At 72.4% G+C, this 26683-nt stretch carries 21 protein-coding genes and 2 pseudogenes; 10 read left to right on the top strand and 13 right to left on the bottom strand.

Translation table 11 applies throughout. The features are described from left to right. Positions 1 to 286: 286 nt before the first annotated feature. On the bottom strand, positions 287 to 1720 hold the full coding sequence (gene xylB / locus FH969_RS08350) for a xylulokinase (RefSeq protein WP_139986903.1): 1434 nt from the start codon (positions 1718 to 1720) through the stop codon (positions 287 to 289). 137 nt (positions 1721 to 1857) lie between these two features. Continuing rightward, positions 1858 to 3039, bottom strand: a complete 1182-nt coding sequence (gene xylA / locus FH969_RS08345) for a xylose isomerase (RefSeq protein ID WP_139986901.1) — start codon at positions 3037 to 3039, stop codon at positions 1858 to 1860. Between the two features lie 100 nt (positions 3040 to 3139). On the opposite strand from xylA, the gene FH969_RS08340 reads away from it, so the two are divergent. From FH969_RS08340 to FH969_RS08330, 3 genes are all read left to right on the top strand, one after another. Further along, positions 3140 to 4342, top strand: a complete 1203-nt coding sequence (locus FH969_RS08340; protein WP_180359723.1) for an ROK family transcriptional regulator — start codon at positions 3140 to 3142, stop codon at positions 4340 to 4342. Between the two features lie 97 nt (positions 4343 to 4439). Continuing rightward, positions 4440 to 5120, top strand: a complete 681-nt coding sequence (locus FH969_RS08335; protein WP_234417820.1) for a DsbA family oxidoreductase — start codon at positions 4440 to 4442, stop codon at positions 5118 to 5120. After that, positions 5117 to 5332: a hypothetical protein gene (locus tag FH969_RS08330; RefSeq protein ID WP_108718190.1), complete on the top strand. Its 216-nt coding sequence runs from the start codon at positions 5117 to 5119 to the stop codon at positions 5330 to 5332. The genes FH969_RS08335 and FH969_RS08330 overlap by 4 nt, the downstream gene beginning before the upstream one ends. Here FH969_RS08330 and FH969_RS08325 read toward each other — a convergent pair. Continuing rightward, positions 5313 to 6644: an MFS transporter gene (locus FH969_RS08325; protein ID WP_108718191.1), complete on the bottom strand. Its 1332-nt coding sequence runs from the start codon at positions 6642 to 6644 to the stop codon at positions 5313 to 5315. The two genes, FH969_RS08330 and FH969_RS08325, sit on opposite strands and share 20 nt — an antisense overlap. Before the next feature lie 67 nt (positions 6645 to 6711). Here FH969_RS08325 and FH969_RS08320 point away from each other — a divergent pair, with 67 nt between their 5' ends. Beyond that, on the top strand, positions 6712 to 7287 hold the full coding sequence (locus FH969_RS08320; RefSeq protein WP_108718192.1) for a winged helix-turn-helix domain-containing protein: 576 nt from the start codon (positions 6712 to 6714) through the stop codon (positions 7285 to 7287). A 205-nt stretch (positions 7288 to 7492) separates the two neighbouring features. Here FH969_RS08320 and FH969_RS08315 read toward each other — a convergent pair. From FH969_RS08315 to rhaI, 8 genes and pseudogenes are all read right to left on the bottom strand, one after another. Beyond that, positions 7493 to 9547: pseudogene (locus tag FH969_RS08315) on the bottom strand (bifunctional aldolase/short-chain dehydrogenase). Between the two features lie 524 nt (positions 9548 to 10071). After that, positions 10072 to 10836: a 2-dehydro-3-deoxy-D-gluconate 5-dehydrogenase KduD gene (kduD, locus tag FH969_RS08310; RefSeq protein ID WP_139986897.1), complete on the bottom strand. Its 765-nt coding sequence runs from the start codon at positions 10834 to 10836 to the stop codon at positions 10072 to 10074. A gap of 132 nt (positions 10837 to 10968) precedes the next feature. Further along, positions 10969 to 12129: a beta-galactosidase BglB gene (bglB, locus tag FH969_RS08305; protein WP_199916534.1), complete on the bottom strand. Its 1161-nt coding sequence runs from the start codon at positions 12127 to 12129 to the stop codon at positions 10969 to 10971. A gap of 88 nt (positions 12130 to 12217) precedes the next feature. After that, complete coding sequence (locus tag FH969_RS08300) at positions 12218 to 13552, bottom strand: MFS transporter (protein WP_246071784.1); 1335 nt, start codon at positions 13550 to 13552, stop codon at positions 12218 to 12220. Positions 13553 to 14055: 503 nt separating this feature from the next. After that, positions 14056 to 14433 carry an L-rhamnose mutarotase gene (locus FH969_RS08295; protein ID WP_139986895.1) on the bottom strand — a complete coding sequence of 126 codons (378 nt, stop codon included), beginning with the start codon at positions 14431 to 14433 and terminating at the stop codon, positions 14056 to 14058. 1 nt (position 14434) lies between these two features. Then, positions 14435 to 15259: a class II aldolase/adducin family protein gene (locus tag FH969_RS08290; protein ID WP_139986894.1), complete on the bottom strand. Its 825-nt coding sequence runs from the start codon at positions 15257 to 15259 to the stop codon at positions 14435 to 14437. Positions 15260 to 15377: 118 nt separating this feature from the next. Next, the gene (locus FH969_RS08285) at positions 15378 to 16907 is read right to left on the bottom strand and encodes a rhamnulokinase (protein WP_139986892.1); all 1530 of its coding nucleotides are present in this window, start codon (positions 16905 to 16907) and stop codon (positions 15378 to 15380) included. A gap of 5 nt (positions 16908 to 16912) precedes the next feature. Further along, on the bottom strand, positions 16913 to 18100 hold the full coding sequence (gene rhaI / locus FH969_RS08280) for an L-rhamnose isomerase (protein WP_108718198.1): 1188 nt from the start codon (positions 18098 to 18100) through the stop codon (positions 16913 to 16915). Between the two features lie 370 nt (positions 18101 to 18470). On the opposite strand from rhaI, the gene FH969_RS08275 reads away from it, so the two are divergent. The 3 genes from FH969_RS08275 to FH969_RS08265 all read left to right on the top strand — a co-directional run bounded on the left by FH969_RS08275 (position 18471) and on the right by FH969_RS08265 (position 21487). Then, on the top strand, positions 18471 to 19145 hold the full coding sequence (locus tag FH969_RS08275; protein ID WP_108718199.1) for a rhamnogalacturonan acetylesterase: 675 nt from the start codon (positions 18471 to 18473) through the stop codon (positions 19143 to 19145). 28 nt (positions 19146 to 19173) lie between these two features. Further along, positions 19174 to 20232 (top strand): LacI family DNA-binding transcriptional regulator, encoded by a 1059-nt coding sequence (locus FH969_RS08270; RefSeq protein WP_139986890.1) that lies wholly within the window; start codon positions 19174 to 19176, stop codon positions 20230 to 20232. Between the two features lie 235 nt (positions 20233 to 20467). Further along, positions 20468 to 21487 carry a LacI family DNA-binding transcriptional regulator gene (locus tag FH969_RS08265; protein WP_234417824.1) on the top strand — a complete coding sequence of 340 codons (1020 nt, stop codon included), beginning with the start codon at positions 20468 to 20470 and terminating at the stop codon, positions 21485 to 21487. 51 nt (positions 21488 to 21538) lie between these two features. On the opposite strand, the pseudogene FH969_RS15975 reads toward FH969_RS08265, so the two are convergent. Beyond that, positions 21539 to 22234: pseudogene (locus FH969_RS15975) on the bottom strand (LD-carboxypeptidase). Positions 22235 to 22290: 56 nt separating this feature from the next. Further along, positions 22291 to 23292, bottom strand: coding sequence for a LacI family DNA-binding transcriptional regulator (locus tag FH969_RS08255; RefSeq protein WP_108718202.1), 1002 nt, complete (start codon positions 23290 to 23292; stop codon positions 22291 to 22293). 129 nt (positions 23293 to 23421) lie between these two features. Here FH969_RS08255 and FH969_RS08250 point away from each other — a divergent pair, with 129 nt between their 5' ends. The 3 genes from FH969_RS08250 (at position 23422) to FH969_RS08240 (ending at position 26680) form a co-directional block, all read left to right on the top strand. After that, the gene (locus tag FH969_RS08250) at positions 23422 to 24744 is read left to right on the top strand and encodes an ABC transporter substrate-binding protein (protein ID WP_108718203.1); all 1323 of its coding nucleotides are present in this window, start codon (positions 23422 to 23424) and stop codon (positions 24742 to 24744) included. Positions 24745 to 24848: 104 nt separating this feature from the next. Next, positions 24849 to 25784, top strand: coding sequence for a carbohydrate ABC transporter permease (locus tag FH969_RS08245; RefSeq protein WP_342777003.1), 936 nt, complete (start codon positions 24849 to 24851; stop codon positions 25782 to 25784). Further along, positions 25781 to 26680, top strand: coding sequence for a carbohydrate ABC transporter permease (locus tag FH969_RS08240; RefSeq protein WP_108718204.1), 900 nt, complete (start codon positions 25781 to 25783; stop codon positions 26678 to 26680). Before FH969_RS08245 ends, FH969_RS08240 begins: the two co-directional genes overlap by 4 nt. The last annotated feature ends 3 nt before the right edge of the window (positions 26681 to 26683 follow it).

Genomic DNA, 26683 nt, shown 5'->3' with positions numbered 1-26683 from the left:
CGTCCACCCCAGACGCGGCAACAGCTCCCGCGGCGCGCCTGCGGTGGACACCGCCACCGCCACGTCCACCCCAGACGCGGCAACACCTCCCGCGGCGCGGCCCACGTGGACACCGCCACCGCCACGTCCACCCCAGACGCGGCAACACCTCCCGCGGCGCGGCCGGGGTGGACACCGCCACCGCCACGTCCACCCCAGACGCGGCAACAGCTCCCGCGGCGCGGGCCCACGTCGACAGGCCCCCGCCGGGGAGGGCGGGGGCCTGTCGCGGAAGCGGGAGGTCGCCTCAGCGCGAGAGGAAGAGCTCCTGCGCGCGGGCGTACTGCTCGCGCACCACGGGCGCGCTCGGCGCGCTCGCGACCTCGGTCGCGGTGTGCGCGAGCGCGGTCCAGGCGGGCAGGTCCGCCGTCGGGTCCTCCTGAGCGTCGAGTACCCACGCCGCCTGGCGCGCGGCGCCGTCGGCCACGTACTCCCCCGGCGCGGGCAGGAGGATGTCCTGACCGAGGACGCTCGGGGCGACCTCGCGCAGCGCGGGCGACTTCGCCGCGCCCCCGACGAGGCGCAGCGAGGCGACCTCGAGGCCGAGCGCGCGCACGGCGTCGAGCCCGACGCCGAGCCCGCAGACGATGGCCTCGAACGAGGCCCGCGCGAGGTTCTCCCGCGTGTAGCTCGCGTGCGTGACGCCGTGGAGCGCACCCATCGCGTCGGGCCGGTTCGGGGTGCGCTCACCGTTCAGGTACGGCACGAACGTCAGGCCCTCGCTGCCCGCGGGGGCGGCGAGCGCGAGGCGCGCGAGCTCGTCGTGGTCGAGGCCGAGCAGCGCGCGCGTGGCGTCGAGCACCTGGGCGCAGTTCACGGTCGCCACGAGGGGCAGGTAGTTGCCGGTCGCGTCGGAGAACCCGGCGACCAGGCCGGTGGCGTCGGCGGGCGGGTCGGCCACGATCGCCGAGACCACGCCGGAGGTCCCCACCGAGAGCAGGACGTCGCCGGGCCCGAGGCCGAGCGCGAGGGCGGCGCCGGCGTTGTCACCGGTTCCGGGGCCGACGAGCGCGTCGGCGCCGAACGTCGTGGTGCGGCCGACCGCCTCACGGAAGCCCGCGACGCGCGGCAGCACGATGTCGTCGCGGCCGAACGCGTGCGCGAGCAGGTCGAGGCGGTACTCGCCGGTCCGACCGGAGAAGTACCCGGTGCCGGACGCGTCGGACGCGTCGGTGGTGAGGTCGCGCAGGTCGCTGGACCCGCGCAGGCGCCACGTGAGGTAGTCGTGCGGGAGGCAGACGGCGGCGACCCGGGCAGCGTTCTCGGGCTCGTTCTCGGCGAGCCAGCGCAGCTTCGTCGCGGTGATCGAGGCCACCGGCACCGTGCCGGTCTCCTCCGCCCAACGCTGCGCGCCGAGCTCGGCCACGAGGTCGGTTGCCTGGCGGCCGGAGGAGTTGTCGTTCCAGAGCATGGCGGGACGGACGGGCTCGCCGTCGGCGTCGAGCGTCACCATGCCGTGCTGCTGGCCGCCGACGGCGACGGCGACGACGTCGGCGATCCCGCCCGCGCGCTCGACGGCGAGCTCGAGGGCCTCCCACCACACGCGCGGGTCGACCTGGGTGGTCTGGGGGTGGCTCGCGGCGCCGCTGCGCACGAGCGCGCCCGTGTCGGCGTCGCGGACGACGACCTTGACGGACTGGGTGGAGCTGTCGATCCCGGCCACGAGGCGGCGAGCGGACATGGGTGTTCCTTCGAGGTGTGCTGGTGGGCCGGGCGGGAGCACGGCCCGGGGGCCGGGCGGGACGAGCAGGGACGGCCGGGCTCCCGGCAGCGCGGGCGGCGTACGCGCCGCCCGCGCCGCCGGGAGCCCCGGAGTCGTCAGCCGATGAGGTGCTCCAGCGCGAGCTGGTTGAGCGCGACGTAGTTCGTCTCGCGGGCACCCGCGGCGTCGGCGTCGAAGTCCTCGAACGCGCTGCGGTCGGCGAGCAGGTCGGCGAGGGTCTCGCCCTCGGCGAGGGTCGGCTTCGCGGCCTCGAAGATGCCGGCCGCCTCGAATGCCGCCTGGGTGCGCGGGTCCTCGCGGTACGCCTTGGCCTTCTCGGCGAGCAGCAGGTAGGTGTCGATGTTCGCCTTCGCCGACGCCCACACGCCGTCGAAGTTCTCGGTGCGCGAGGGCTTGTAGTCGAAGTGGCGCGGGCCGGTGTAGCGCGGGCCGCCGTTCGGGAAGCCGTTCTCCACGAGGTCGACGGTGAAGAACGCCGACAGCAGGTCGCCGTGGCCGAACACGAGGTCCTGGTCGTACTTGATGGACCGCTGGCCGTTGAGGTCGATGTGGAAGAGCTTCTCCGCCCACAGCGCCTGGGCCAGGCCGTGGGTGTAGTTCAGGCCCGCCATCTGCTCGTGGCCGGTCTCGGGGTTGAGGCCCACGATGTCGCCGTGCTCGAGCTCGGCGATGAAGCCGAGCGCGTGGCCGACCGTCGGCAGGAAGATGTCGCCGCGGGGCTCGTTGGGCTTGGGCTCGAGCGCGATGCGCAGGTCGTAGCCCTTCTCCTTGATGTAGCCGGCGACGGTGTCGATGCCCTCGCGGTAGCGGTCGAGCGACGCGTTGACGTCCTTGGATCCGTCGTACTCGGCGCCCTCTCGCCCGCCCCACATGACGAACGTCGAGGCGCCCAGCGACGCCGCGAGGTCGACGTTGCGGATGACCTTGCGCAGGCCGAAGCGGCGCACCGAGCGGTCGTTGGCCGTGAAGCCGCCGTCCTTGAACACGGGGTGGCTGAACGTGTTGGTCGTGACCATCTCGATGACGAGGCCGGCCTCGTCGGCCGCCTTCTTGAAGCGCTCGAGGATCCGCTCGCGCTCGGCGTCGCTCGTGCCGAACGGCACGACGTCGTCGTCGTGGAACGTCACGCCCCACGCGCCGGCCTCGGCGAGCGGGCCGAGGTAGGCCCACGGGTCGAGCTCGGCCCGCGTCGGGTCGCCGAACTGGTCCTTGCCCGCCCATGCCACGGTCCACAGACCGAACGAGAACTTGTCCTCGGGGGTTGCTGCGCGCACCATCACTGCCTCTTTCGTCGGCATCCTTGCTCGACGGCGTCGATCGTCGTCGATTTGATTTACCGGATGAACTTATAGCCGGATGTGCGCTACGGTCAACCCCGTGGACGAGGATCTCGGCGAGCCGCGCGGCGTGTCGGCGTCGGCGCGCGACGCCTCACCGCGGGGGCGCCGCGACGCCGCACGCCAGGGCGCCCTGCGAACCCACAACCTCGCGCTCGTCCTCGAGCACGTCGCGCGAGCCGAGCCGCTGTCGCGCGCCGAGGTCGCCGAGCGCGCCGGCCTCACCCGCGCCACCGTCTCGAGCCTGGTCGAGCTCCTCCTGGCCGCGCGCATCCTCGAGTGGTCGCCGTCGACGACGGCGCGCACGGTGGGCCGCCCCGCCGCGCCCGTCCGTCTGGCCCGGGGGACGCTTGCCGGCCTCGGGCTCGAGGTCGGCGCCAACCACCTCGCCGCCGTCGTCGTCGACCTCACCGGCGCACGCCTCGCCCAGCGCGAGGTGCGGGGAGACTTCGCTGCGCCGTCGCCGGCCGACACCCTCGCCCGGCTGGCGACGCTCGCGTCGCTCACCTGGCAGCAGGCCGCGGCGCAGCACCCTGGGCTCACGCTCCTCGGCGTCGAGGTCGCGGTGCCCGGCATCGTGCGCGACGGCGTGGTGCTCGACGCCCCCCGGCTCGCCTGGGTCGACGTGCCGGCCGAGGCGATCGTCCGCGCGGCGCTGCGCGACGCCCGGGGCGCCGACGCGTCCGACGAGATCCCGGTCGCAGTGGGCAACGAGGCCTCGCTCGCCGCGGTCGCCGAGGCGCACGCACGCGGCGGCGCTTCGTTCCTCTACCTGTCCGGCGGGATCGGCGTCGGCGGCGCGCACGTCGTCGACGGCCGCGTGCAGGGCGGCGCGCACGGCTTCGCCACCGAGCTCGGGCATCTCACGGTCGACCCCGCCGGTCCGCGCTGCCGCTGCGGCGCGACGGGCTGCCTCGAGCAGTACGTCGGGGCCCAGGCGCTCGCGCGCACACCGCTGCCGGAGGCGGGCTGGGCGCTCGGCGTCGCGCTCGCGGCGGCGGTGAACCTGCTCGACGTCGAGACCCTCGTGCTCGGCGGCACGCTCGCCCCGCTCCTGCCGCAGCTGCGCGCCCCGCTCGAGGCCGAGCTGGCCACGCGCGTCCTCGCCTACCCGTGGGCCCGGCCGGCGCTCGACGCCGCGCGCGTGCACGACCTGCCGAGCCTGCAGGGGGCCGCGCTCGGGCCCGTGCTCGCGGTGCTCGCCGACCCCGAGCGCGTGGTCGTCGGGCACGGCACCGATTGAGGAGCGGCCTGGCGGGCGGCGTGACGGAAACGCCCGACGGAACGCCCGACGGAATGCGCAGCGCCGGCCACGGGTTGCACGCTGCGTGAGCGAAGCCGTGAGTCAACCCCTGGGTGAACCCCTGCAGGTCGAGGTCTGGTCGGACGTCCAGTGCCCCTGGTGCTGGATCGGACGCCGTCGGCTGCAGGAGGCGGTCGCCGCGACGGGCGAGGAGATCGAGCTGGTCTACCGCTCGTTCGAGCTCGCCCCCGACGTCCCCGTCGACTACGACGGCACCTCGGTCGACTTCCTCGCCGATCGCAAGGGCATGCCGCGTGACCAGGTGCGGGCCATGATGGCCCGCGTCACCGAGATCGCCGCGGGCGACGGCCTCGAGTACCACCTCGAGACCGCGCGCCAGACGAACACCGTGCTCGCCCACGAGTTGCTCCACCTCGCGCGCGAGCGCGGCGTCCAGGAGCACCTCAAGGAGCGGCTGTTCGGCGCCTACTTCACGGAGAACCGCCATGTCGGCGACGTCGAGGAGCTCGTCTCGCTCGCCGTCGAGAGCGGGCTGGACGCCGCGGAGGCCCGGGCGGCCCTCGCCGACCACCGGTACCTGCCCGCGGTGCGGGCCGACGTCGCGCAGGCGCGCGCCTACGGCATCAACGGCGTCCCGTTCACCGTGGTCGACGGTGCGCTCGGGGTGTCGGGCGCGCAGTCCGCGGACGTGTTCGCGGCCGCGCTGCGGCAGGCCCGCGCGGCGCGCGCGGGTGCGACGTCGGTGACCGCCTCGTGAGCGCGGCCTCGTCCGCGCGCGAGCCCACCCGGGCGGTGCACGACGGCGAGCCCACGCCGTCGCCCGTCCGCTCGCCCTTCGTCATGGTCGGGCACCCGGTGGCGGCCGCTCCGGCCACGGCGGCCGACGGGGACGGGGACGGCCTGTGCGTCAACGGCATCTGCGTGGTGCCGGCGCCGGCGAAGAGCGGCGTCAGGCCTGCGGCCGACTGACGTGGTCGGTGTCGACGGCGTTCACGGCGTCCTCAACCGCGTACTCGTCCTCCTCGGCCACGGGCAGCGCCCGCATCCGCCAGAACGGCCCCGCCACCACGAACAGGCAGGCCGGCACGCCCGCGACCGCGCCGAGCCACACCGTCGGCACCACCCCGAGCCACTCCCCCAGCACGCCCGCGAGCAGCGCGGCGATCGGCATCGTGCCCCACACGCAGAACCGGATCGAGGCGTTCATCCGGCCGAGCAGCCGGGCCGGCGTGATGCGCTGGCGGAACGAGACCTGCGTGACGTTGTAGACGAGGATCGCGGCGCTGGCGAGCATCCCCTGCGCCGCGAGCACGGGCACCACCCAGCCCGTCGGTACCAGCGTGACCAGCGGGAACGCGAGCCCGACCACGCTGAACGCGATCGCCGAGAGCGGGATCGCCCGGCCCTCCCCGACGGCTCGGACGAACCGGGGCGTCAGCGCGGCGCCGGCGAGCCCACCGACGCCGCCGAGGGAGAACACCAGCCCCCACGTCGCCGGCGACAGACCCAGGGTGCGCAGCACGAGGATCGGCGCGAGCGTCACGACGATCGTCGAGCAGAGGTTGGACACGGCCGTCGTGCCGACGATCCGGCGCAGCAGCGGGTGGCCGAGCACCCAGTGCAGCCCCTCCGCGATCTCGGTGCGCAGCGGCTCGCGCTCGTGCGCGGGCCGCACGACCTCGTGGTCGCGCGTGCGCAGGAGGGCCACGAACGACGCGACGTACGTGGCCGCCGTCGTGAGCACCGCGATCGGTGCGGACACGGCACCGACGAGCCAGCCGCCGAGGCTCGGCCCCGCGAGCGCCGCGAGCTGCTGCGTGGACTCCAGCTTGCCGTTCGCCTCGGGGATCGCGTCGCGGTCCACGAGCGCGGGGATCACGCTCTGGTAGGAGACGTCGAAGAACACCGTCGCCACGCCGATGACCAGCGCGACTGCGACGAGGTGCCAGACCGTGAGGTGCCCGCCCAGCCACAGCGCGGGGATCGCCAGGAGCACGACGGCGCGCACGGCGTCGGCCACGATCATCACCCGGCGCTTGCGCATCCGGTCGATCCACGCACCCGCCGGCAGCCCGACGACCAGGAACGCCGCCACCGACGCCGCGTTGAGGACCCCCACCTCGAGCTCGCTCGCGTGCAGGAGCACGACGGCGAGCACCGGCAGCGCGAGTCCGGTCACCTCCGCGCCGAGCTGGCTCAGCGCCTGGCCGCCCCAGAACGTACGGAAGTTGGCGTCCCGCCACAGGGAGCGATGCTCCCCAGCCGCGAGTGATTGGGTCATGTCAATCAGTATCGGGAGGGCGATTGAGTTCTGTCAATCACTGCCGGTGCGTCGGTAGGCTCGCGAGATGGCGGACGAGCGCGCGACGGACGAGCAGCCGGATACCGGACACCGGGGGGAGCGCCCGGACCCCGCCGACGACGACGCCCCCGCCGCCGAGGCCGTCGCCCGCGCGCTCAGCTCGCCCCTGCGAATGCGGATCCTGCGCCTGTGCGCGTTCGACGCGCGCACGAACAAGGAACTCGCCGAGCTGCTCGACCTCAACCCTGGCACGGTGCTGCACCACGTGCGCACGCTCGTCGACGTCGACATGCTCGCGCCGCAGGAGCCCCGGACGGGTCGGCGCGGGGCGAAGGAGATCCCCTACAAGGCGACGGGTCGCTCGTGGCACTCGCGCGTGCCGGGGATGTCGATCGTGCTGCTCGAGACGATGCGCCAGCAGCTGGCGGGCGTGGACCCGGACGAGGTCGCGACGACCTGGATGGGACTGCGGCTCAACGCCGCGCACAAGGCGGAGCTGGACCAGCGCCTCTACGGACTGATCCAGGAGTTCAAGGAGCGCGGCCCGGACCCCGACGGCGACGCCTGGTCCCTCGTCACGGTGCTGCACCCGGACCGCAACCCGGCCGGCCCGCCCGCCTGACGTCTCGAGCGGCTCGCCGCGTCGAAGATCCTCTCGCGAAAGGACGGACTTCCTCTCGCGAAAGGACCGACATCCTCTCGCGAAAGGACCGACATCCTCTCGCGAAAGGACCGACTTCCTCTCGCGAACGGGCTGGCGGGATGCACGACGGCGAGGCACGGATCGATCCGTGCCTCGCCGTCGGGGACGCGTGCGTCAGGGCGGGTCAGCGCAGGAACGCCGCCGCGACGCCGGAGTCGACCGGGATGTGCAGGCCCGTGGTCTGGACGAGGTCCGGACCGGTGAGCGCGGCCACCGCGGCGGCGACGTGCTCGGGCAGCACCTCCTTCTTCAGCAGCGTGCGCTGCGCTTAGTACTGGCCCAGCTCCTCCTCGGGCACGCCGTAGACGGCCGCGCGCTTGGCGCCCCAGCCGCCGGCGAAGATGCCCGAGCCGCGGACCACGCCGTCGGGGTTGATCCCGTTGACGCGGATCCCGTGCTCGCCGAGCTCGGCGGCCAGCAGACGGACCTGGTGCGCCTGGTCGGCCTTCGTGGCCGAGTAGGCGATGTTGTTCGGGCCCGCGAACAGGGAGTTCTTCGAGGCGATGTAGACGATGTCGCCGCCGAGGTTCTGCGCGATCATCGCGCGCGCCGCCTCGCGGGCCACGAGGAAAGAGCCGCGGGCCATGACGTCGTGCTGGAGGTCCCAGTCCTTCGTCGTGGTCTCCAGGAGCGGCTTGGAGATCGACAGCCCGGCGTTGTTCACGACGAGGTCGACGCCGCCGAACGCGAGCACCGTGGCCTTGACGAGCTCGGCCACGGCCTCCTCGGACGTGACGTCCGCCGCGACGCCGACAGCGACGTCGGGGCCGCCGATCTCGGCCGCGGCCGCCTGCGCCTTGGCCTCGTCGAGGTCGGCGATGACGACGCAGGCGCCGTCGGCCGCGAGCCGCTCGGCGATCGCCTTGCCGATGCCCGACGCCGCACCCGTCACCACCGCGACGCGCGTGGCGAGCGCCTTCGGCTTCGGCATCCGCTGGAGCTTGGCCTCCTCCAGCGCCCAGTACTCGATCCGGAACTTCTCGTTCTCGTCGATCGGGGCGTAGGTCGAGATGGCCTCGGCACCGCGCATCACGTTGATCGCGTTGACGTAGAACTCCCCCGCCACGCGCGCGGTCTGCTTGTCCTTGCCGAACGAGAACATCCCGACGCCGGGCACGAGCACGATCGCCGGGTCGGCACCGCGCATCGCGGGGCTGTCGTCGACCTTGTTGCGCTCGTAGTAGCCGGCGTAGTCGGCCCGGTAGGCCTCGTGCAGCTCGTGCAGGCGAGCGACGGCGTCCTCGAGCGGCGCGTCGGTCGGCAGGTCGAGCACGAGGGGCTTGACCTTCGTGCGCAGGAAGTGGTCGGGGCAGGAGGTGCCGAGCTCGGCCAGGGGGGCCAGCTTCTCGCGCGAGACGAAGTCCAGCACGACGTCGGAGTCGGTGAAGTGGCCGACCTGCGGCTTGTCGGCGGACGCGATGCCGCGGATCACCGGCGCGAGGGCGGCGGCGCGCTCGCGGCGGGCGGCGGCCTCGAGCGGCTCGAACCCGGCGCGCACCGCGCCGAAGGGGTGCTCGCCGCGGGCGGCGAGCTCCGCCGTCGTGCGCTCGATGTACGCCTCGGCGGTGCGGATGATGTCGAGGCTGCGCGCCTCGGCCTCCTCCGAGTCCTCGGCCCAGGCGGTGATGCCGTGGCCACCGAGGATGCAGCCGATGGCCTGCGGGTTGGCCTCCTTGATGGCGGCGATGTCGAGGCCGAGCTGGAAGCCGGGGCGGCGCCAGGGCACCCACACGACGCGGTCGCCGAAGATCTCGCTCGTGAGGCGCTCGCCGTCGGCGGACGTCGCGACGGCGATGCCCGCGTCGGGGTGCAGGTGGTCCACGTGCGCGGCGTCGACGAGGCCGTGCATCGCGGTGTCGATCGACGGCGCGGCGCCGCCCTTGCCGTGCAGGCAGTAGTCGAACGCGGCGACCATCTCGTCCTCGCGGTCCACGCCCGGGTAGACGTTCGGGAGCGCGCGGAGTCGGTCGAGGCGGAGCACGGCGAGGTTCTTCTCGGTCAGCGTGCCGAGGTCGCCGCCGGAGCCCTTGACCCACAGCAGCTCGACGTCCTCACCCGTGACGGGGTCGGTGGCGGAGCCCTTGGCGGACGTGTTGCCGCCCGCGTAGTTGGTGACGCGGGGGTCGGACCCGAGGCGGTTGGAGCGCGCGACGAGGGCCGCGGCCGGGGACTGGGACATCGGTGTCTCTCCTGGTCTCTGAATCGTTTCAGGGATCAGCGTATCCGGGACCTTGGTCCCGGTCAACCGGTTCGCTCTCCCGTGGGTGCGTGTCCGTGACCACAGCTCGGCTCTCATGGTTCCGGCCCTGCTCCAGCACCGGGGATCGAGCACCGCGGCGCGCCGACCGGATCCCCCGTCTCGAGGCGCGATGTGCCGTACCGCTGCGCGGCGTGCGCGCCGTGGACCAGCGCAGGCACGAGTCGTTCGCGGTAGTTCAGAGCCACAGCGCTGTGGCTGTGCACTCGAGCGAGGCCCGAGCTTCACCGGGGAGCCGGCATGCCGGAAATGGCGGGATCGCGCGGGTCCGCCAAGCGGAACCCGGGTCGCGAAGCGGCCGCGCGAGTAACAGCGCTGTCAGGCCGGCGCGAGGCGGTCCCAGCGCTCGACGCCGAGCCCCGCCCGCGGACGCGCGCCGGCCCCCGGCGCCGAAGCGCCGGGGGCCGGAACGAGAGCGCGCGACCAGCGCGCGGCGCGAGCGCGCGTCAGCGTACGAGCCACCCGCCGTCGACGGGGATGATCGCACCGTTGAGGTAGTCCGACGCGGGCGAGGCCAGGAACACGAACGGTCCCTGCAGGTCCGCGGGCGTCCCCCACCGCGCCGCCGGAATACGGTCCAGGATCGACTTCTCCCGCGCCTCGTCCGACCGGATCGGCGCCGTGTTCGCCGTCGCCATGTACCCCGGCGCGATCGCATTCACATTCACGTTGTGCGCCGCCAGCTCGTTCGCGAACGACTTCGTGATCCCCGCGACCGCGTGCTTGCTCGCCGCATACCCCGGCACCAGGATCCCGCCCTGGAACGACAGCATCGAGGCGATGTTGATGATCTTCCCACCGCCCTGCGCCACATACCGCCGCGCCGCCGCCTGCGACAGGTGGAACACCGCGTCCAGGTTGATCGCCAGCACGTCGTCCCAGTCCGAGGCCGGGTGCTCCAGCAACGGCGCCCGACGGATGATGCCCGCGTTGTTCACCAGCACATCGATACGCCCCAGAGAGTCCACGACCTCCTGCACCGCCGCGTCCAGCTCCTCCGGAGTCGCCTTGATCAGGTCCGCCTCGATCAGGTGCACCCGACGCCCGAGCGCCTCGATCTGCTCCGCGGTCTCGGTCGCCGGCGCACGGTCCAGCAGCGCGACATCCGCACCCGCCTCCGCGAGCGCAACCGCCGCACCCTGGCCCAGGCCACGGGACGAACCCGTGACAAGAGCGACCTTTCCATCCAGACGGAACGAGTCGAGAATCATGAGGATCCTTTCGAGAGGGGGACCCGGGCGCCGCCCGGGCCTTCGGTAGGTCAGTGGTCAGTCGGTCACATCGCGCACGGTCTCGTCGCGCGCGTCGACGTCGGGCACTCAGAGGCGCCCGACGGCGAACGATCAGTAGTAGGTCCGGCGGTACTCCGCGAGGCACAGGATGGCCATGGCCTGCCCGTACGGCATCGAGGTCAGCGGGATCTGGTGGTAGAAGTCCAGGCTGGGCCCCATGCCGGTGCCGAAGGAGACCTGCTGGAGCTCGCCGTCGTCGCTCACGTTGGCGATGATCGCGCGGATCGCCTTCTCGCCGACCGCGGCGAACCGCTTGTCGAGGTACCCCTTGCGCACGCCCTTGAGGATCCCGTAGGCGAAGCCCGCGGTGGCCGACGCCTCGAGGTAGGAGTCCGGGTCGTCCAGCAGCGTGTGCCACAGACCTGAGTCGTCCTGCAGGTCCGCGAGGGCTTCGACCTGGGCCTGGAGCACCTCGATCAGGAAGCGGCGCACCGGGTCGCCCTCGGGCAGGTCGAGCAGCTCGAGGAAGTCCGGGATCACCATGGTGAGCCAGGAGTTGCCCCGGGCCCACCGCGCGCGGGCGAAGTTGTGCCTGCCCTCGAAGGTCCAGCCGTGGAACCACAGGCCGGTCTCGCGGTCCATGAGATAGGCGACGTGTGTGAGGAACTGGAACGTCGCCTCCTGCACGTAGGCCGGCCGGTCCAGCAGCAGGCCGATCTTCGTCAGCGGCAGCACCGTCATCATGAGGGTGTCGTCCCACAGCTGGTGGTGGTTCTCCTCCGCGAGCGTGAGGTGCTGCATCCCGCCGTGCGGCGTGCGCGGCATGTCCCGCATGGCCCACTCGGCCCAGGCGTCCAGCCAGGGCAGGAGCGTGCGGTCGCGGGTCTCCTCGTAGCGGTACGCGAGCGTGAGGAAGGGCGCCATGGTGTTGACGTTCTTCGTGGTGCCCTCGGCGAACCGTGCGGTGAACCAGTCGTCGATGATCTGGCGCGTGGCCTCGTCGCCCGTCTGGTCGTAGTACTGCCAGATGCCGTAGAGCCCCACGCCGTGCGTCCACTCCCACCCGGCCCAGCCCTTGGTGTCGATGACGCGGCCGTCGTCGAGGCGGAGCAGGAACTGCCCCGTCTCGTCCGTGATGTGGACGAGGTTGTCGGTGAGCCGGTGGACGAGGTCGTCGATCTCGTCCCGCGTGGCGACGCGCTCCGGCGCCCGCAGCAGCGCGCTGTGCTTCACCGGCCACGCCTTCTGCACCATCGGGTTCCACTGCTCCATCTCCGGTCCTACGTCCTCTCCTCGGGCGCCACCGCGTCGGGGCGTCGTGTGTGGCTGGGGGGCGGCGTCGGGCGCCGCCCCCCAGGTGTCAGGCGGTCTCGAGCTCCGCGAGCGACTTGCCCTTGGTCTCCGGCGTCAGCAGCGTAGCGACCGCCGCCACGACGCAGATGCCGAACGTGACCAGGCCGATCGTGAGCGGGACGTTGGTCGACCCGGGAGGCGCGATGGCCGTGAAGAGCGCCGGGAAGAACGAGGCGAGCATGAGGCCGATGTTCTGCGACACGGCGAAGCCGGTGACGCGGATGCGCATCGGGAACTGCTCCTGGAAGAACGTCGCGAACGTCGCGTTCCACATCTGGAAGAAGATGCCCTGGACGATCACGACCATGACGAACACGAGGAACAGGTTCCGCGCGTCCACCGCGGCGAGGTAGACCCCGGCGAGCGCACCGCCGGCGATGCCACCGACGAGCATGAAGACGCGGCGGCCGATCTTGTCCGAGAGCGCCCCGAAGATCGGGATGGTGACGACGGCGGTGATGTTGGCCACCAGCGTGACCCAGAGCAGGTCGCTCTTGCTGAAGCCGATGTCGTACCCGTCCTGCGTGGCGTAGGAGACGCCGAACACCAGGGTCGCCATGCCGATGACGTTCGTGAAGGTCATGAGGATGCAGCGCACGACGGCCCACGGGTGGGTCTTCATCAGCTCGACGAACGGGAAGCGCCGCTTCGGGGCGTCGGCCTGGGCGAGGTACGCGGGCGGCTCCTGCACCCGGCGGCGGATGAGGTAGCCGGCGACGATCACGACGGCGCTCAGCAGGAACGGCACGCGCCAGCCCCAGGACTCGAAGTGCGCGTCGTCCAGCACGATCGACAGGGGCAGCATGACGCCGGTGGCGAGGATCGAGCCGACCTGCGTGCCCTGGAGGCTGAAGCTCGCGAAGAAGCCGCGGCGCTCGTCCGGGGAGTGCTCCACGATCATCGCGCTCGCACCGCCGAGCTCGCCGGCGACGGCGAAGCCCTGGATCAGGCGCAGCAGCACCAGCAGGATCGGGGCGAGCATGCCGACCTGCGCGTACGTCGGCAGGAGGCCGACGGCGAGGGTCGAGAAGCCCATGAGGAGCATCGCGAACACGAGGACGTTCTTGCGTCCCTTGCGGTCTCCCCACGCGCCGAGGACGACGGCGCCCACGGGCCGGGCGACGTACCCGACGGCGTAGGTCGCCAGCGAGGCGATGATCCCGACGGTCTTGTTCTCGCTCGGGAAGAAGATCGCCGGGAAGACCAGCGCTGCTGCCTGCGAGTAGAGCGCGAAGTCGTAGTACTCCAGCGCGCTCCCGATCCAGCCGCTCATCGCGGCGCGCTTCGGGTCCCTCGTGCCAGCGGCCACCTCGGCCGTGGTCACACTGTCGGTGTTGCTCATGGTTCTTCTTCCGTCATCGCTGACGAGGAGCCTGGCGGGCCCCTCCTGGGCTTGGTGCGTCGATGCACCGGGTTCCCTCCGTGCGGGGTGACTCCCGTGGCACCGTGCTGGTCACGGCGGTTGCCGTTCGGCCGATCGCGTTCTGACGAACGGGCCCGTTTCGTCCAGCGGAACGGCCGTTCCTCTGCGACTGAAACCATTCAAACACATCCCGCGCCGCCGCGGAAGGACCTTTTTGAATGGATTCAGGCCGATCGGGGTGGTAGGCGCGACGTGCGTCACACCCTGCGGCCGGCGCCCAGCGGCGAGCCGCGCGTCCGCTCGACCCGGTCCGCGCATCAACGCGGACGATTCCGGAGCGCCTGGCTCCGCAATCGTCCGCGTTGATGCGCGCGACACGACGGCCGACGCCGGACGCCCGTCCTGCACACCGGGCCGGCACGACGAAGGGCGCCCGCGCCGCTCGCGCGGCACGGGCGCCCTCGGGGTTCAGCGCTCGAGGTTCAGCGCTCCGGACGATCAGCGCCCGGCAGTCCGAGCCCGGACTCCTCCGCCGCGGCGAGCTGGTCGTCGAGGTTGAAGATCTCCGGGTGGTAGCTGAACCCCTCGTCGGGGTTCCCCTCCCCCACGAACAGCCGCGCCATCTCGGCCTGCCACCGTCCGTTGACCTCGGTGGCGGCCATCCGCGCCTGGGCGGCGTCGGCGTCATCGGCCTCGAAGAAGCCGATCAGCTGGCCGGTGTCGGAGAGGAAGAGCGAGTAGTTGCGCCAGCCCGCGTCCCGCAGGGCCCGCAGCATCTCGGGCCAGACCGCGGCGTGCGCGGCCTTGTAGGCGTCGAGGTGGCGCGGGTCGACCTGCGAGGTGAAGCAGTAGCGGGGCACGTCAGACCCAGCGCGAGTCGATGTTGAACTCGTTCGCGACCGAGGCGATCTCCTCGCGCGTGAGCCCCTCGGCGCGACCGCCCGCGGCGAGATCCATGTACTCGTACTTGGCGCCGGTCTCGGCGTACTCGATGCGGTCGACGGCGCGGGTCACCGACAGGTCCGACCGCGCCATCACGCCGTGCTTGCTCCACAGGGTGATCTCGAACTCGCGCAGGCCCTCGACGTTCGCGGCCATCATCTCGGCCGAGCCCGGGATGAAGAACGGGAGCACCTTGATGCCCTGGGACAGGGACACGATCGACTCCGGCTCCCAGCGCAGGATGCGGCGGTTCATCGACTCGTCGTCGCGGTACTCGGGAATGTGGGAGAGGTAGGTCAGGTGCGGCGGCTGGGCGTGCACGACGGCCTGGAAGTTCACCCCGCGGCGCGCGACCTGGTCCTCGTGGACGCCGAGGTGGGAGTTGAACTCACTGGTCAGGCGCTCGAAGAGGCGCTTCGGCGAGGTGTACATCGTGGCGTGCGTGCCGCCGTCGTGCACCTTCACGGCCGCGACGCACGACTCCGGGTCGGCGATGATCTGGCGCAGCCGGCGACCGGACCCCGTCACGAGCAGCGTGCCGCCCACGAGGTGCGGGGCGGGCAGCGGGAGCTCGATCTCCTCCTGGAGCGGGAACCGACGGCGCACCTCGGTGTCCCACCCGAGGTAGACCGAGATGTTGCCCGCGCCGGCCTCGGCGGCGTCGATCTCGGAGATGCGAGCGCCTGCCTCGCCCATGCTGTCGAGGATCTCCCCAAGACTGGGGCGAATGGGGGTGGTGCTCATCGGTGGATCCTTCCGTCGGTCGTTGACGTGGTTGAAACGTTTCATAGCGTACCGGGAGACATCGTCCTGGGGAAGGCCCTAGGTCCCCCCAGCGCGCGATCGTCCGCCCGCACCGCCATCACGGGTGCGCGCGACGCTCGGCGTCGTCCCAGGCGTCCGGCGTCGAGACGTCGCCCGCGCCGGGCTCGTACCGCCGCAGCGGCGTGGACCGCTCCACGACGCGCCGCAGGTCGCCGAGCGTGCCGTGCAGCACGCCGGCGGCACGCGCCTGGACGAGCACGTTGCCGAGCGCGGCGCCCTCGGCCGGGCCGGTCACGACCGGCACGCCGATCGCGTCGGCCGCGAGCTGCATGAGGGCCTCGTTGTGCACGCCGCCGCCGACCACGTGCACGACGGCGACGCTGCGGTCGGCCAGGGCGCTCACCTCGCGCACGGCACGCCGGTAGGCGAGGGCGAGCGAGTCGAGGATGCACCGCACCACCTCGCCGACGGTCTCGGGCACCGGCTGGCCGGTCGCCCGGGCGAGCGACGCGAGGCGCGCGGGCATGTCGCCAGGCGGCAGGAGGCTCGCGTGGTCGATGTCGACGACCGTGCGCAGGGGCTCGACGGTGGCGGCCTGCGCGAGCGCGTCGGCGAGCGGGACCTCGCGGCCCGCGGCCGCCCAGCCCCGCATCGTCTCGGTGAGCACCCACAGGCCCATGACGTTCTTGAGGTAGCGGATCGTGGCGTCCACGCCCGCCTCATTGGTGACGTTCGCGGCGCGGGAGGCCTCGGTGAGGACGGGCTCGTCGAGCTCGAGCCCGACCAGCGACCACGTCCCGCACGAGATGTACGCGGCGTCGGATCGGTCCATCGGGACGGCCACCACCGCGGAGGCGGTGTCGTGGGAGCCGACCGTCCAGACCGGCAGGAGCTCGCCGTCGGGCACCCCGAGCACGGCCGCGAGGCCGGGCCGGACGTGCCCCAGGAGCTCACCGGGCGCGACGAGCTCGGGCAGCACGCGGGCCGGCAGGCCGAGCCGCTCGGCGAGGTCGGTGGACCAGGTTCGGTAGGCGGCGTCGAGCAGGCCCGTGGTGGAGGCGTTCGTGATCTCGGCGCGCTCGACGCCCGTGAGCCAGGCCCCGAGCAGGTCCGGCAGCAGCAGCACGCGGTCGGCCTGCTCGAGCCGGGTCTCGGCGAGGAGCTGGAACGCCGTCGTGAACGGCTGCACCTGGAGCCCGTTGACGGCGTACTGGTCCGCCGCGCTCACCAGGTCGAAGACTCGCGCGAGGACGGGATCGGTGCGCATGTCGCGGTAGCAGGTGGGGTTGCCGAGGAGGCGACCCTCGCCGTCGACCATCCCGTAGTCCACCGCCCAGGAGTCGATCCCGATCCCGGCGAGGGGGCCGAAGCGCGCGACGGCGTCGCGCAGGCCCGCGAGGATCCCGCGCCAGAGCGCGGGCACGTCCCAGGTGAGGACCGCGCGCTCGTCCCCGCGCGTGGCGGGGACGAGCACGGGCTCGTTGGGGAAGCGACCCACCTCGGTGAGCTCGACGCGCTCGGCGCCGGGCTCTCCGACCACGGTGCCGACGATGACGCGCCCGGAGGTGGCGCCGAGGTCGACGGCCGCGAACGAGCGGCCCTGTGCCGCGCTGGACGTGCTGGACATCGAGGTCAGGCGCCCCAGCTGGCCTGGGTGCCGCCGACGCGCTCGGCCGCGACCTTCTCGGCGTAGCCGGTGGCGGCGAACGCCTTGATCGGGTCGGCGTCGAGGCCCTTGGCCTCGCGCACCTCGGCGAGGATCGGGCGCACGTCGGTGTTGAAGGCGTCCATGAGCACGGCGTGCGCGCCGAGGACGTCGCCGGCCTGCTGCGCCGCACCCAGGGCGTCGGCGTCCACGAGCAGGGCCTTCGCCGTCGCCTCCTGGACGTTCATCACGGACCGGATCTGGGCCGGGATCTTCGCCTCGATGTTGTGGCACTGGTCGAGCATGAAGTTCACGCCGAGCGCCGGGTCGAGGGCGCCCGCCTGGACGATCTCGTGCATGATCCGGAACAGCTGGAACGGGTCGGCAGACCCGACGATGAGGTCGTCGTCGGCGTAGTAGCGCGAGTTGAAGTCGAACGCCCCGAGCCGGCCCAGGCGCAGCAGCTGCGCGACGATGAACTCGATGTTCGTGCCCGGGGCGTGGTGGCCGGTGTCGAGGACGACCGTGGCCTGCTCGCCGAGGGCCATGCAGTGCACGAGGCTCGTGCCCCAGTCGGGGATGTCGGTCGTGTAGAAGAAGGGCTCGAAGAACTTGTACTCGAGCAGGATCCGCTCGCCCGGCTGCAGGCCCGCGTAGATCTGCTCGAGGCCCTCGGCGACGCGGTCCTGCCGCGCGCGGATGGAGTCCTGACCGGCGTAGTTCGTGCCGTCGGCGAGCCAGATCTTCAGGTCCGTGCTGCCGACGGCGCGCATCACCTCGAGGCAGTCGAGGTGGTGGGCGACGGCCTTGGCGCGCACCCGGGCGTCCGGGTTGGCGAGGCTGCCGAGTCGGTAGTCGTCGTCCTGGAAGACGTTGGAGTTGATCGCGCCGATCGTCATGCCCTGCTCGTGGGCGTACGCCGAGAGGGCGTCGTAGTCCTCGACCTTGTCCCACGGGATGTGCAGGGACACCCGCGGGGCGGCACCGGTGACGGCGTTGACCTGGGCGGCGTCGGCGATCTTCTCCCACGGGTCGCGGGGGGTGCCGGGGGTGCCGAACACCTTGAAGCGCGTCCCGGAGTTGCCGTACGCCCAGGACGGCACCTCGATGGTCTGCTGGGCCAGGACGGCCTTGGCTGCGGCGATGTCCACGATGACTTCCTCGATCCTTCTCATGCGCGTCGGATGCCGCGCTCGGTGCTGCAGGTGACTGCGGGTGCCGGTCGGTGGTGCTGGTGCTGTGCTGGGTGCTGCGCTCGTGCTCGTGCGGGTCTCGTTCCTCGACGGGCCGGCCGAGCGCTGCCTCGCGCTCGCCGGTGACCGTTCCGTGAACCGCCCCACACTCAATGAATCGTTTCACGCAGCCTACGGCCGCAGACGGGATGCCGTCAACCACGAAGGCCGGCCGAACGGGGCAGCTTTGACAGTTGATTCGATTCACACGTAGCGTCGCCGCCCAGAACAGACCCAGCGACGAAGGTGGGAGAACCATGGCACGACCAGCGGGTCCGCACGGCGCTCGAGCGCGCCTCGAGGGAGCGGCCGGATGACCACCGACCCGACCACCATCCACCTCGCGGGCGACTCCACCGTCGCACCCGGCCCCCTCGACGGCTCCGGCGTGATCGGCTGGGGCGGCGTCCTGCACGAGTTCGTCACCCGGCCCGTCGCCAACCGCGCGTTCGGCGGCGCGACCACCGCGACGTTCCTCGAGACCGGCCGCTGGGCCGAGACCCTCGAGGCGATCCGGCCCGGCGACGACGTCGTGATCCAGTTCGGGCACAACGACCAGAAGGACCCCGAGCTCGCGGCCGACGGCGGCTACATCGACAACCTCACCCGGTTCGTCACCGACGTGCGAGACCATGGCGGCCGCCCGATCCTGGGCACCAGCGTGGAGCGGTGCCTCTTCACCGACGACGGCGAGCTCCGGGTCTCGCACGGCCCCTACCCTCGCGCGGTGCGTCGCCTCGGCCGGACGCTCGACGTCCCCGTCATCGACCTCACGGCGTTCACCCGGTGGCTCTACCCGTGGCTCGGGCCCGAGCGCTGCCGCGAGCTCTTCCCCCACCCGCACCCCGAGAACGGCAACCCCGACACGACGCACTTCGGCCTCGCCGGGGCCCGCGCCGTCGCCGGCTTCGTCGCGCAGCAGCTGCGCGCCCTCGACGGGCTCGACGACGACCACCTGCCGCTCGGCTACTGGGGCATGGTGCCGTGAGGTCGCCAGGACCTGACGGAGCTGCCAGATGACCGCCGACAGCGTGACCACCGCCGCGCCCACGCCGGCGCGGCACCGGCCCTCGGTCATGGACGTCGCGCGACTCGCTCGCGTGTCGGTCGGCACCGTCTCCAACGTGCTCAATCGTCCGGAGCGAGTGTCCCCCCGGACCCGCTCCCGTGTGGAGTCCGCGATCGCGGAGCTGGAGTTCGTGCCGAGCGAGTCGGCCCGCCAGCTCCGGGCCGGTCGCGCGCGCAGCGTCGGGGCGATCGTCCTCGACGTGGGGAACCCGTTCTTCACGGCGCTCACCCGCGGCGTCGAGGACCGCATCGGCGCCGACGGCCTCGCGCTGCTCGTGTCGTCCTCCGACGACGATCCCGAGCGGGAGAACCGCGCGCTGCAGCTGTACGAGCAGCACGGCGTGCGCGGCGTGCTCGTCACGCCGGCAAGCGCCGAGCGCGCGGACCTGCACGCCCTGCGCGCGCGCGGCACGACGGTGGTGCTCATGGACGTCGACGGCGAGGACGAGCTCCCGAGCGTCTCCGTCGACGACGTGCTCGGGGCCAGCCTGCCCGTCGCACACCTGCTCGAGCTCGGGCACCGGCGGATCGCGCTCTTCAACGGACCGCTCACGATCCACCAGTGCGCAGACCGTCTCGCTGGGGCGCGGCTCGCCGTCGTGAACGCGGGTCTCGACCCGGACGAGGTGCTCGTCGAGATGCCGCTGCCGTCGCTCAACGCCGAGCACGGGACGCTCGCCGCCGAGCGCCTGCTGGCGTTGCCGGAGTCGACCCGACCCACCGCGATCTTCTGCGTGAACGACCTCGTGGCGCTCGGGGCGCTCAGCACGCTCGTGCGGGCGGGAGTCCCGGTGCCCGACGGCGTCGCGGTGGTCGGGTACGACGACGTGCCGTGGGCCGCGATGCTCGTCGTCCCGCTCACCACGGTGCGCCAGCCGACGCACGAGATCGGCTGGACAGCGGCCGACCTGCTGCTGCGGCTCGACGGCGAGGACGCGGTCGGGCCGACCCGCGTGCGGTTCGCGCCGGAGCTCGTGGTGCGACGTTCGTCCGACCCGGGGGCGTGAGGGCGCGCAGCGTGGACGCCGCGGTGACGGTGTCCACCGGGGACGCGCCGGACGGCCCCGTGCCGCGACTCACGTGGACGCGGCGGCCGCGGTGTCCACGAAGCACGCGCCCAACAAGCCCGTGCCGCGTCTGACGCGGACGCGGCCGCGACCACGTCCACCGACGACCCGCCGCTCCGGTACGCCCGGAGCGCCGCTGCGCCGAGCACCCGCTCTGAACCGTCACAATGTGCCTGTGAGACCCCGCCCCTCCGTCGCCGACGTCGCCCGCATCGCACGCGTGTCCGTCGGTACCGTGAGCAACGTCCTCAACCGGCCCGAGCGCGTGTCGGAGGGGACCCGGGAGCGCGTCCTGGCCGCGATCGAGGAGCTGGACTTCGTGCCCAGCGCCTCCGCGCGGCAGCTGCGCGCCGGTGTCGCGCAGACGGTCGGAGCGATCGTGCTCGACGTCGGGAACCCCTTCTTCACGCTCATCGCGCGCGGCATCGAGGACCGGCTCGAGGCGGACGGCCTGGCCCTGCTGGTCTCGTCCTCCGACGACGACCCCGCGCGCGAGACCCGGTTCCTCAACCTCTACGAGCAGCACGGCGTGCGCGGCGTGCTCGTCACCCCGTGCGGGCCCGACCTGTCCGACTTCGAGGCGCTGCGCGAGCGCGGCACGCACGTCGTCCTCATGGACGCCGACGCGGACTCCTCCTTCCCCTCGGTGTCGGTGGACGACGTGCACGGCGGGTCGCTCGCCGTCGGGCACCTCGTGGCGCGCGGCCACGAGCGGATCGCGTTCGTGAACGGCCCGGCGTCGATCCGTCAGTGCGTGGACCGCCTCCTCGGCGCCCGCGCCGCCCTGGCCGACGCGGGCCGGTCCCCGAAGGACCTCCTCGAGGTCCCGATCACGTCGCTCAACGTCGAGTCGGGCGACGACGCCGCCCTGCGCATCCTCGCGATGCCCGAGGACGAGCGGCCCACCGGCATCTTCTGCGTCAACGACCTCGTGGCGCTCGGGGTGCTGCGCACCCTGCTGCGCCGGGGCGTGCGCGTGCCGCAGGACATCGCGGTGGTCGGCTACGACGACATCTCCTTCGCCGGGATGCTCATGGTGCCGCTCACCACGATCCGTCAGCCCATCCACGAGATCGGCTGGGCCGCCGCGGACCTGCTGCTGCGCCAGGACGACCGCGCGAGCGGCCCCGAGCACGTCCAGTTCACCCCCGAGCTCGTGGTGCGGATGTCCTCCGACCCGGACGCGACGCCCTAGACGCGACGCCCTAGACGCGACGCCCTAGACGCGACGCCCTACCGCGACGCCCTACCGCACCGCCGGCTCGAGCAGCGCGAGCGTGCGCTCGCCCGCGTCCAGGCCCACCCGGATCCCCACCGGCATCGGCAGGTTCGCCCCGGCGTGACCGACGTCCACCCCGGCCAGCACCGGGATGTCGCGGTCCCCGAGGACGTCGTCGACGATCTCGCGCAGCGACGGCTCGCCCGGCCCGTCGAGCCCGGCGATGTCCCGCGGCACGCCCACGACCATCCCCGAGATCCGGTCAAGGATGCCGGCGTGCCGCATCACCTGCAGATAGCTCCACACGTGCGCGGCGATCCCGCCGATCTCCTCCCAGAACAGCACCGCGCCGTCGAACCACTCCGGCGGCACGGCGAACCGGGTCGCCTGCACGAGCGCGAGGTGCAGCAGCGAGAGGTCGCTGTACCCGAGGACGGGCTTGGGATCGGCCCGGATCGCGTCGAGGTCGACGAGGTCGAACTAGCCGAAGACGGTCTGCCCGCCGTCGCTCGCGACGATCGCCCGCACCTCGGGGTCGCGCAGCAGCCCGTTGAGCTCGGCGGCGATCTGCGCGGGCGACGCCGAGCTCCACCACCGCTGTCGGCCCACCTCGAGCAGGGGTGCGCGCCGGACGCGGAAGCCCATGCCCTCCAGGACGCGCTCGGTCCGCGTGACGTTCGGCTCGTACATCGCCGGGAGCGGGCCGGAGAGCGACGCGATCACCACGAGATCCCCGCGCCGCAGCGCGCGCGGACGCAGAAGCTCGGGCGCCGTGGCACTCACCGCCGTGGCACGGCGGTGCTCGCGCGCACCACGAGCTCCGTCCCCAGCCGCACGTGGGGGTTCACCGGCTCGCTGCGGCGCAGCAGGTCGAGCAGCATCGCGGCGGCCACGGCGCCCATCTCGCTCATCTGCTGGCGCACCGTGGTCAGGCCCGGCACGCTTCGCGCGGCCTCGGGCACGTCGTCGAAGCCGACCACCGAGAGCCCACCCGGCACGTCGACGCCGCGCTGGGTCGCCTCCTCGATCGTGGCCAGCGCCGACAGGTCGTTCGCGGCGAACACGGCGGTCGGCGGCTCGGCGAGGTCGAGCAGGGCCGCGGTGGCGCGGCGCGCGCCCTCGCGCTGGTAGTCGCCCGCGACGACGAGCGCGGGGTCGACGGCGAGCCCCGCCTCGGTCATCGCGCGGCGGTAGCCCGCCTCGCGCCCGCGCGAGGACTCCAGGTCCGGCCGGCCCGAGATGAAGGCGATGCGGGTGTGGCCGAGGTCGAGCAGGTGCCGGGCGGCCTGGTAGCCGCCGTCGTCGTTGTCCGAGACGACCGACGGCAGGCGCGACGTGCCGGTGTGCGGGTCGATCGCCACCACCGGGATCGTCGTGGCGACCTCCGTGACCGTGGGGGTGACGAGGACCGCGCCGTCGATGAGCGTGCCGCTGAGGCGGGACAGCGAGCGCCGCTCCCAGCCCTCGTGCAGCCGTGCGCCGGCCCCGGCGTACGCGAGCAGCTCGTACTGGGTCTCCCCGATCCCGCGCGCGACGCCCTTGAGCACCTCGGCGGAGAACGGCTCGAACTCGGGCACGAGGATGCCCACCACGTTGGTGCGGCTGGAGCGCAGGCTGCGCGCGACGATGCTCGACTCGTACCCGAGCGTCTCGATGACGCCCTGGACGCGCACGGCGGTCGCACCCGCCACGCCGTCCTTGCCGTTCAGCACCTTGGAGACGGTCGCGACCGAGACGCCGGCCTCGCGCGCCACGTCGACGATGGTCACCCGCGACTGCACGAGCCGAGCATAGCCACGTGCGTCGCAACTAAAACGTTATCGATAACGATTGACACGCCCTGGGTCGCAGTGCGAGGGTCGCCCCCAACGGGCTTCCCGGCCCGGTCAACGAGGACGAAAGGACGTGGGATGCGCACATCACTTCGCGGGACGACCGCTGCGCTGGCGACCCTCGCCGTGCTGTCGCTCGCCGCATGCGGCTCGGGCGACTCGGGCGACGGCGGATCGGGGGACGCCACGGGCGACGGCGGCTCGGGCGGGGACGCGGTCACCATCACGTGGTGGCACAACTCCAACACCGGCGAGGGCAAGGACTACTACGACCAGGTCGCCAAGGACTTCGAGGACGCCAACCCCGGCGTGACCATCGAGGTCTCCGCCATGCAGCACGAGGACATGGGCACCAAGCTCGACGCCGCGATGCAGAGCGGCGACATGCCCGACATCTTCATGGAGCGCGGCGGCGGCGAGCTGCGCGACAAGGTCGACGCCGGCCTCGTCAAGGACATCACCGACCAGGTGGGCGACCAGCTCGACGTGATCGGCGGCCAGGCGGCCGGCTGGCAGGTCGACGGCCAGACGTACGCGCTGCCGTTCTCCCTCGGCGTCGTGGGCTTCTGGTACAACAAGGACCTCTTCGAGCAGGCCGGCATCACGGACACGCCGACCACCTGGGACGAGTTCTACGACGTGCTGGACAAGCTCGAGGCCGCGGGCATCACGCCCATCTCGGTCGGTGCCGGCGACAAGTGGCCCGCCGCGCACTACTGGTACTACTTCGCGCTGCGGCAGTGCTCCGAGGACACGATCAAGGACACCGTCGCCTCGCTCGAGTTCACGGACGAGTGCTGGGTCCGGGCCGGCGAGGACCTCGAGCAGCTGGTCGCGGCGGAGCCGTTCAACCCCGGCTTCCTCACCACGGCGGCGCAGAGCGGTGCGACGAGCGCGTCCGGCCTGCTCGCGACGGGCAAGGTCGCGATGGAGCTCGCGGGTCACTGGGAGCCCGGCGTGATGCAGGGCCTCACCGAGGACGGTCAGGGCCTGGGCGAGGCGACCGGCTGGTTCGCGTTCCCCGAGGTCGACGGCGGGGACGGGGCCGAGGGCGCCGCTCTCGGCGGTGGCGACGCGTGGGCCGCCTCGGCCGACGCGCCCGACGAGGCGGTCGAGTTCATCAAGTACCTGCTGTCGGACGAGGTGCAGCAGGGCTTCGCCGAGCTCGACATGGGCCTGCCGACCAACCCGGCCGCGCGTGACTCGGTCAGCGACCCCGCGCTCGCACAGCTGCTCGAGGTGCGCGACTCCGCGCCGTTCGTCCAGCTGTACTTCGACACGGAGTTCGGCCAGTCCATCGGCGGTGCGATGAACGACGCGATCGCGCTCCTGTTCGCCGGTCAGGCGACCCCGCAGGACATCGTCGACCAGACGCAGGCCGCCGCGGACGCCGAGAAGTGACGACGGCGGACAGCGCACCGGGTGCGCCGTCCGCTCAGGTCCCACCGCTGGAGGCCGCCCTCAACGCGAGGGCGGCCTCCCGCCGGGGCCGTCGGCGCGGCGGCGTGGACGTCCGCACGGCCCTGGAGGTCACGCTCTTCGTGGCACCGGCGCTCGTGCTCATGGCCGTGTTCATCGTGTGGCCCGTGCTGCGCGCGGTGCAGTGGTCGTTCTTCCGGTGGAAGGGCTACGGGCCGCTGGAGGACTTCGTCGGGCTGCGCAACTACGTCTCGGTGCTCACGAGCGAGGTGTTCCAGGGAGCGGTGCTCCACAACCTCATCATCGTGGTGGCCTCGATCGCGATCCAGCTGCCGCTCGGCCTGCTCATCGCGCTGCTGCTCAACCGCCGGATCCGTGGCCGCGCGGCGCTGCGCACGATCATCTTCGTGCCGTACGTGCTCGCCGAGGTCATCGCCGGCGTCGTCTGGGTGCAGCTGCTCCAGCCCCAGTACGGGATCATCGACCAGTGGCTCGGCGCGCTCGGCCTGCCCAGCCCCGAGCAGGGCTGGCTCGGCACGCCCGACCTCGCCCTGAGCACCGTCATCGTGGTGCTGTCCTGGAAGTACCTCGGGATGGCCGTGATCCTGCTGCTCGCGGGCATGCAGGGCGTGCCGGACGAGCTGAGCGAGGCCGCCCAGATCGACGGCGCCTCCTACTGGCGCACGCAGTGGCACATCACGTTCCCGCTGCTCGGGCCGACCATGCGGACCTGGGCGTTCCTCTCGATGATCGGCTCGCTGCAGCTCTTCGACATGGTCTGGATCCTCACCAAGGGCGGCCCCGCGAACGCGACGACCACCATGGCGACGTTCCTGCTCACCGAGGGCCAGCGGCGCTCCAACTACGGCATCGCGTCCGCCGCGTCGGTCGTGCTGTTCGTCGTCGCGCTCGTGCTCGCCCTCCTCTACCAGCGGTTCATCCTCAGCCGGGACAACACGGTCGACCGGCCGGCGAAGACCCCTCGCCCCCGACGCAGCACCCCGAAGGCGGTCACGGCATGAGCGCCGCAGCCCCCACCCGCGACCTCACCCCGCGCCGGCCGGCGCCCGACGCGGCCGAGGCGACCCCTCGCCGTCGGGCGATCGGGCGGCCGAGCCCGTGGGTCTACGTCCTGGCCGCGATCGTCGTGTTCTTCACGCTGCTGCCGGTGCTCGTCGGCGTCATCGGCGGATTCCGTACCAACGCCCAGCTCGCGGAGAACCCGGCCGGCTGGCCCGACCCGTGGGTCTTCGACAACTACCTCAACGTGCTGCAGGGCAGCCAGTTCTGGCGCTACACGCTCAACTCGGTCGCGATCGCGACGATGTCCACGGTGCTCGTGGTGGTGTGCGGGATCATGGCGGCCTACCCGCTGGCGCGCTACCAGTTCCGCGGCCGCGAGGGCCTGTTCACGATCTTCGTCATGGGGCTGCTGTTCCCCGCGACCGTCGCGGTCATCCCGCTCTTCATCATCACCACGCGCGAGCTGCACCTCGGCAACACGTGGGCCGGCATCGCCCTGCCCCAGGCCGCGTTCGCGCTGCCGCTGACCGTGGTGATCCTGCGCCCGTTCCTGCAGGCGATCCCGAAGGAGCTCGAGGAGGCGGCGATGCTCGACGGGACCGGGCGGATCGGCTTCTTCTGGCGGATCCTGCTGCCGCTCTCGCGGCCCGGCATGGTCACCGTCGGCGTGCTCGCGTTCGTCGGCTCGTGGAACGCCTACCTGCTGCCGCTGCTCCTGCTGCAGGGCGACATGCGCACCCTGCCGCTCGGCGTCGCCGACTTCTCCTCCGAGCACGCCTCGGACACGGCCGGGGTGTTCGCGTTCACGACGCTGTCGATGATCCCCGCGCTGATCTTCTTCCTCACCGCGCAGAAGCAGATCGTCGGCGGGCTGCAGGGCGCGGTCAAGGGCTGAGGG

Origin of the sequence: Miniimonas arenae (assembly GCF_006351005.1) — a bacterium.
Taxonomy (GTDB): domain Bacteria; phylum Actinomycetota; class Actinomycetes; order Actinomycetales; family Beutenbergiaceae; genus Miniimonas; species Miniimonas arenae.
This window is presented reverse-complemented; position numbering and strand designations above follow the sequence as displayed.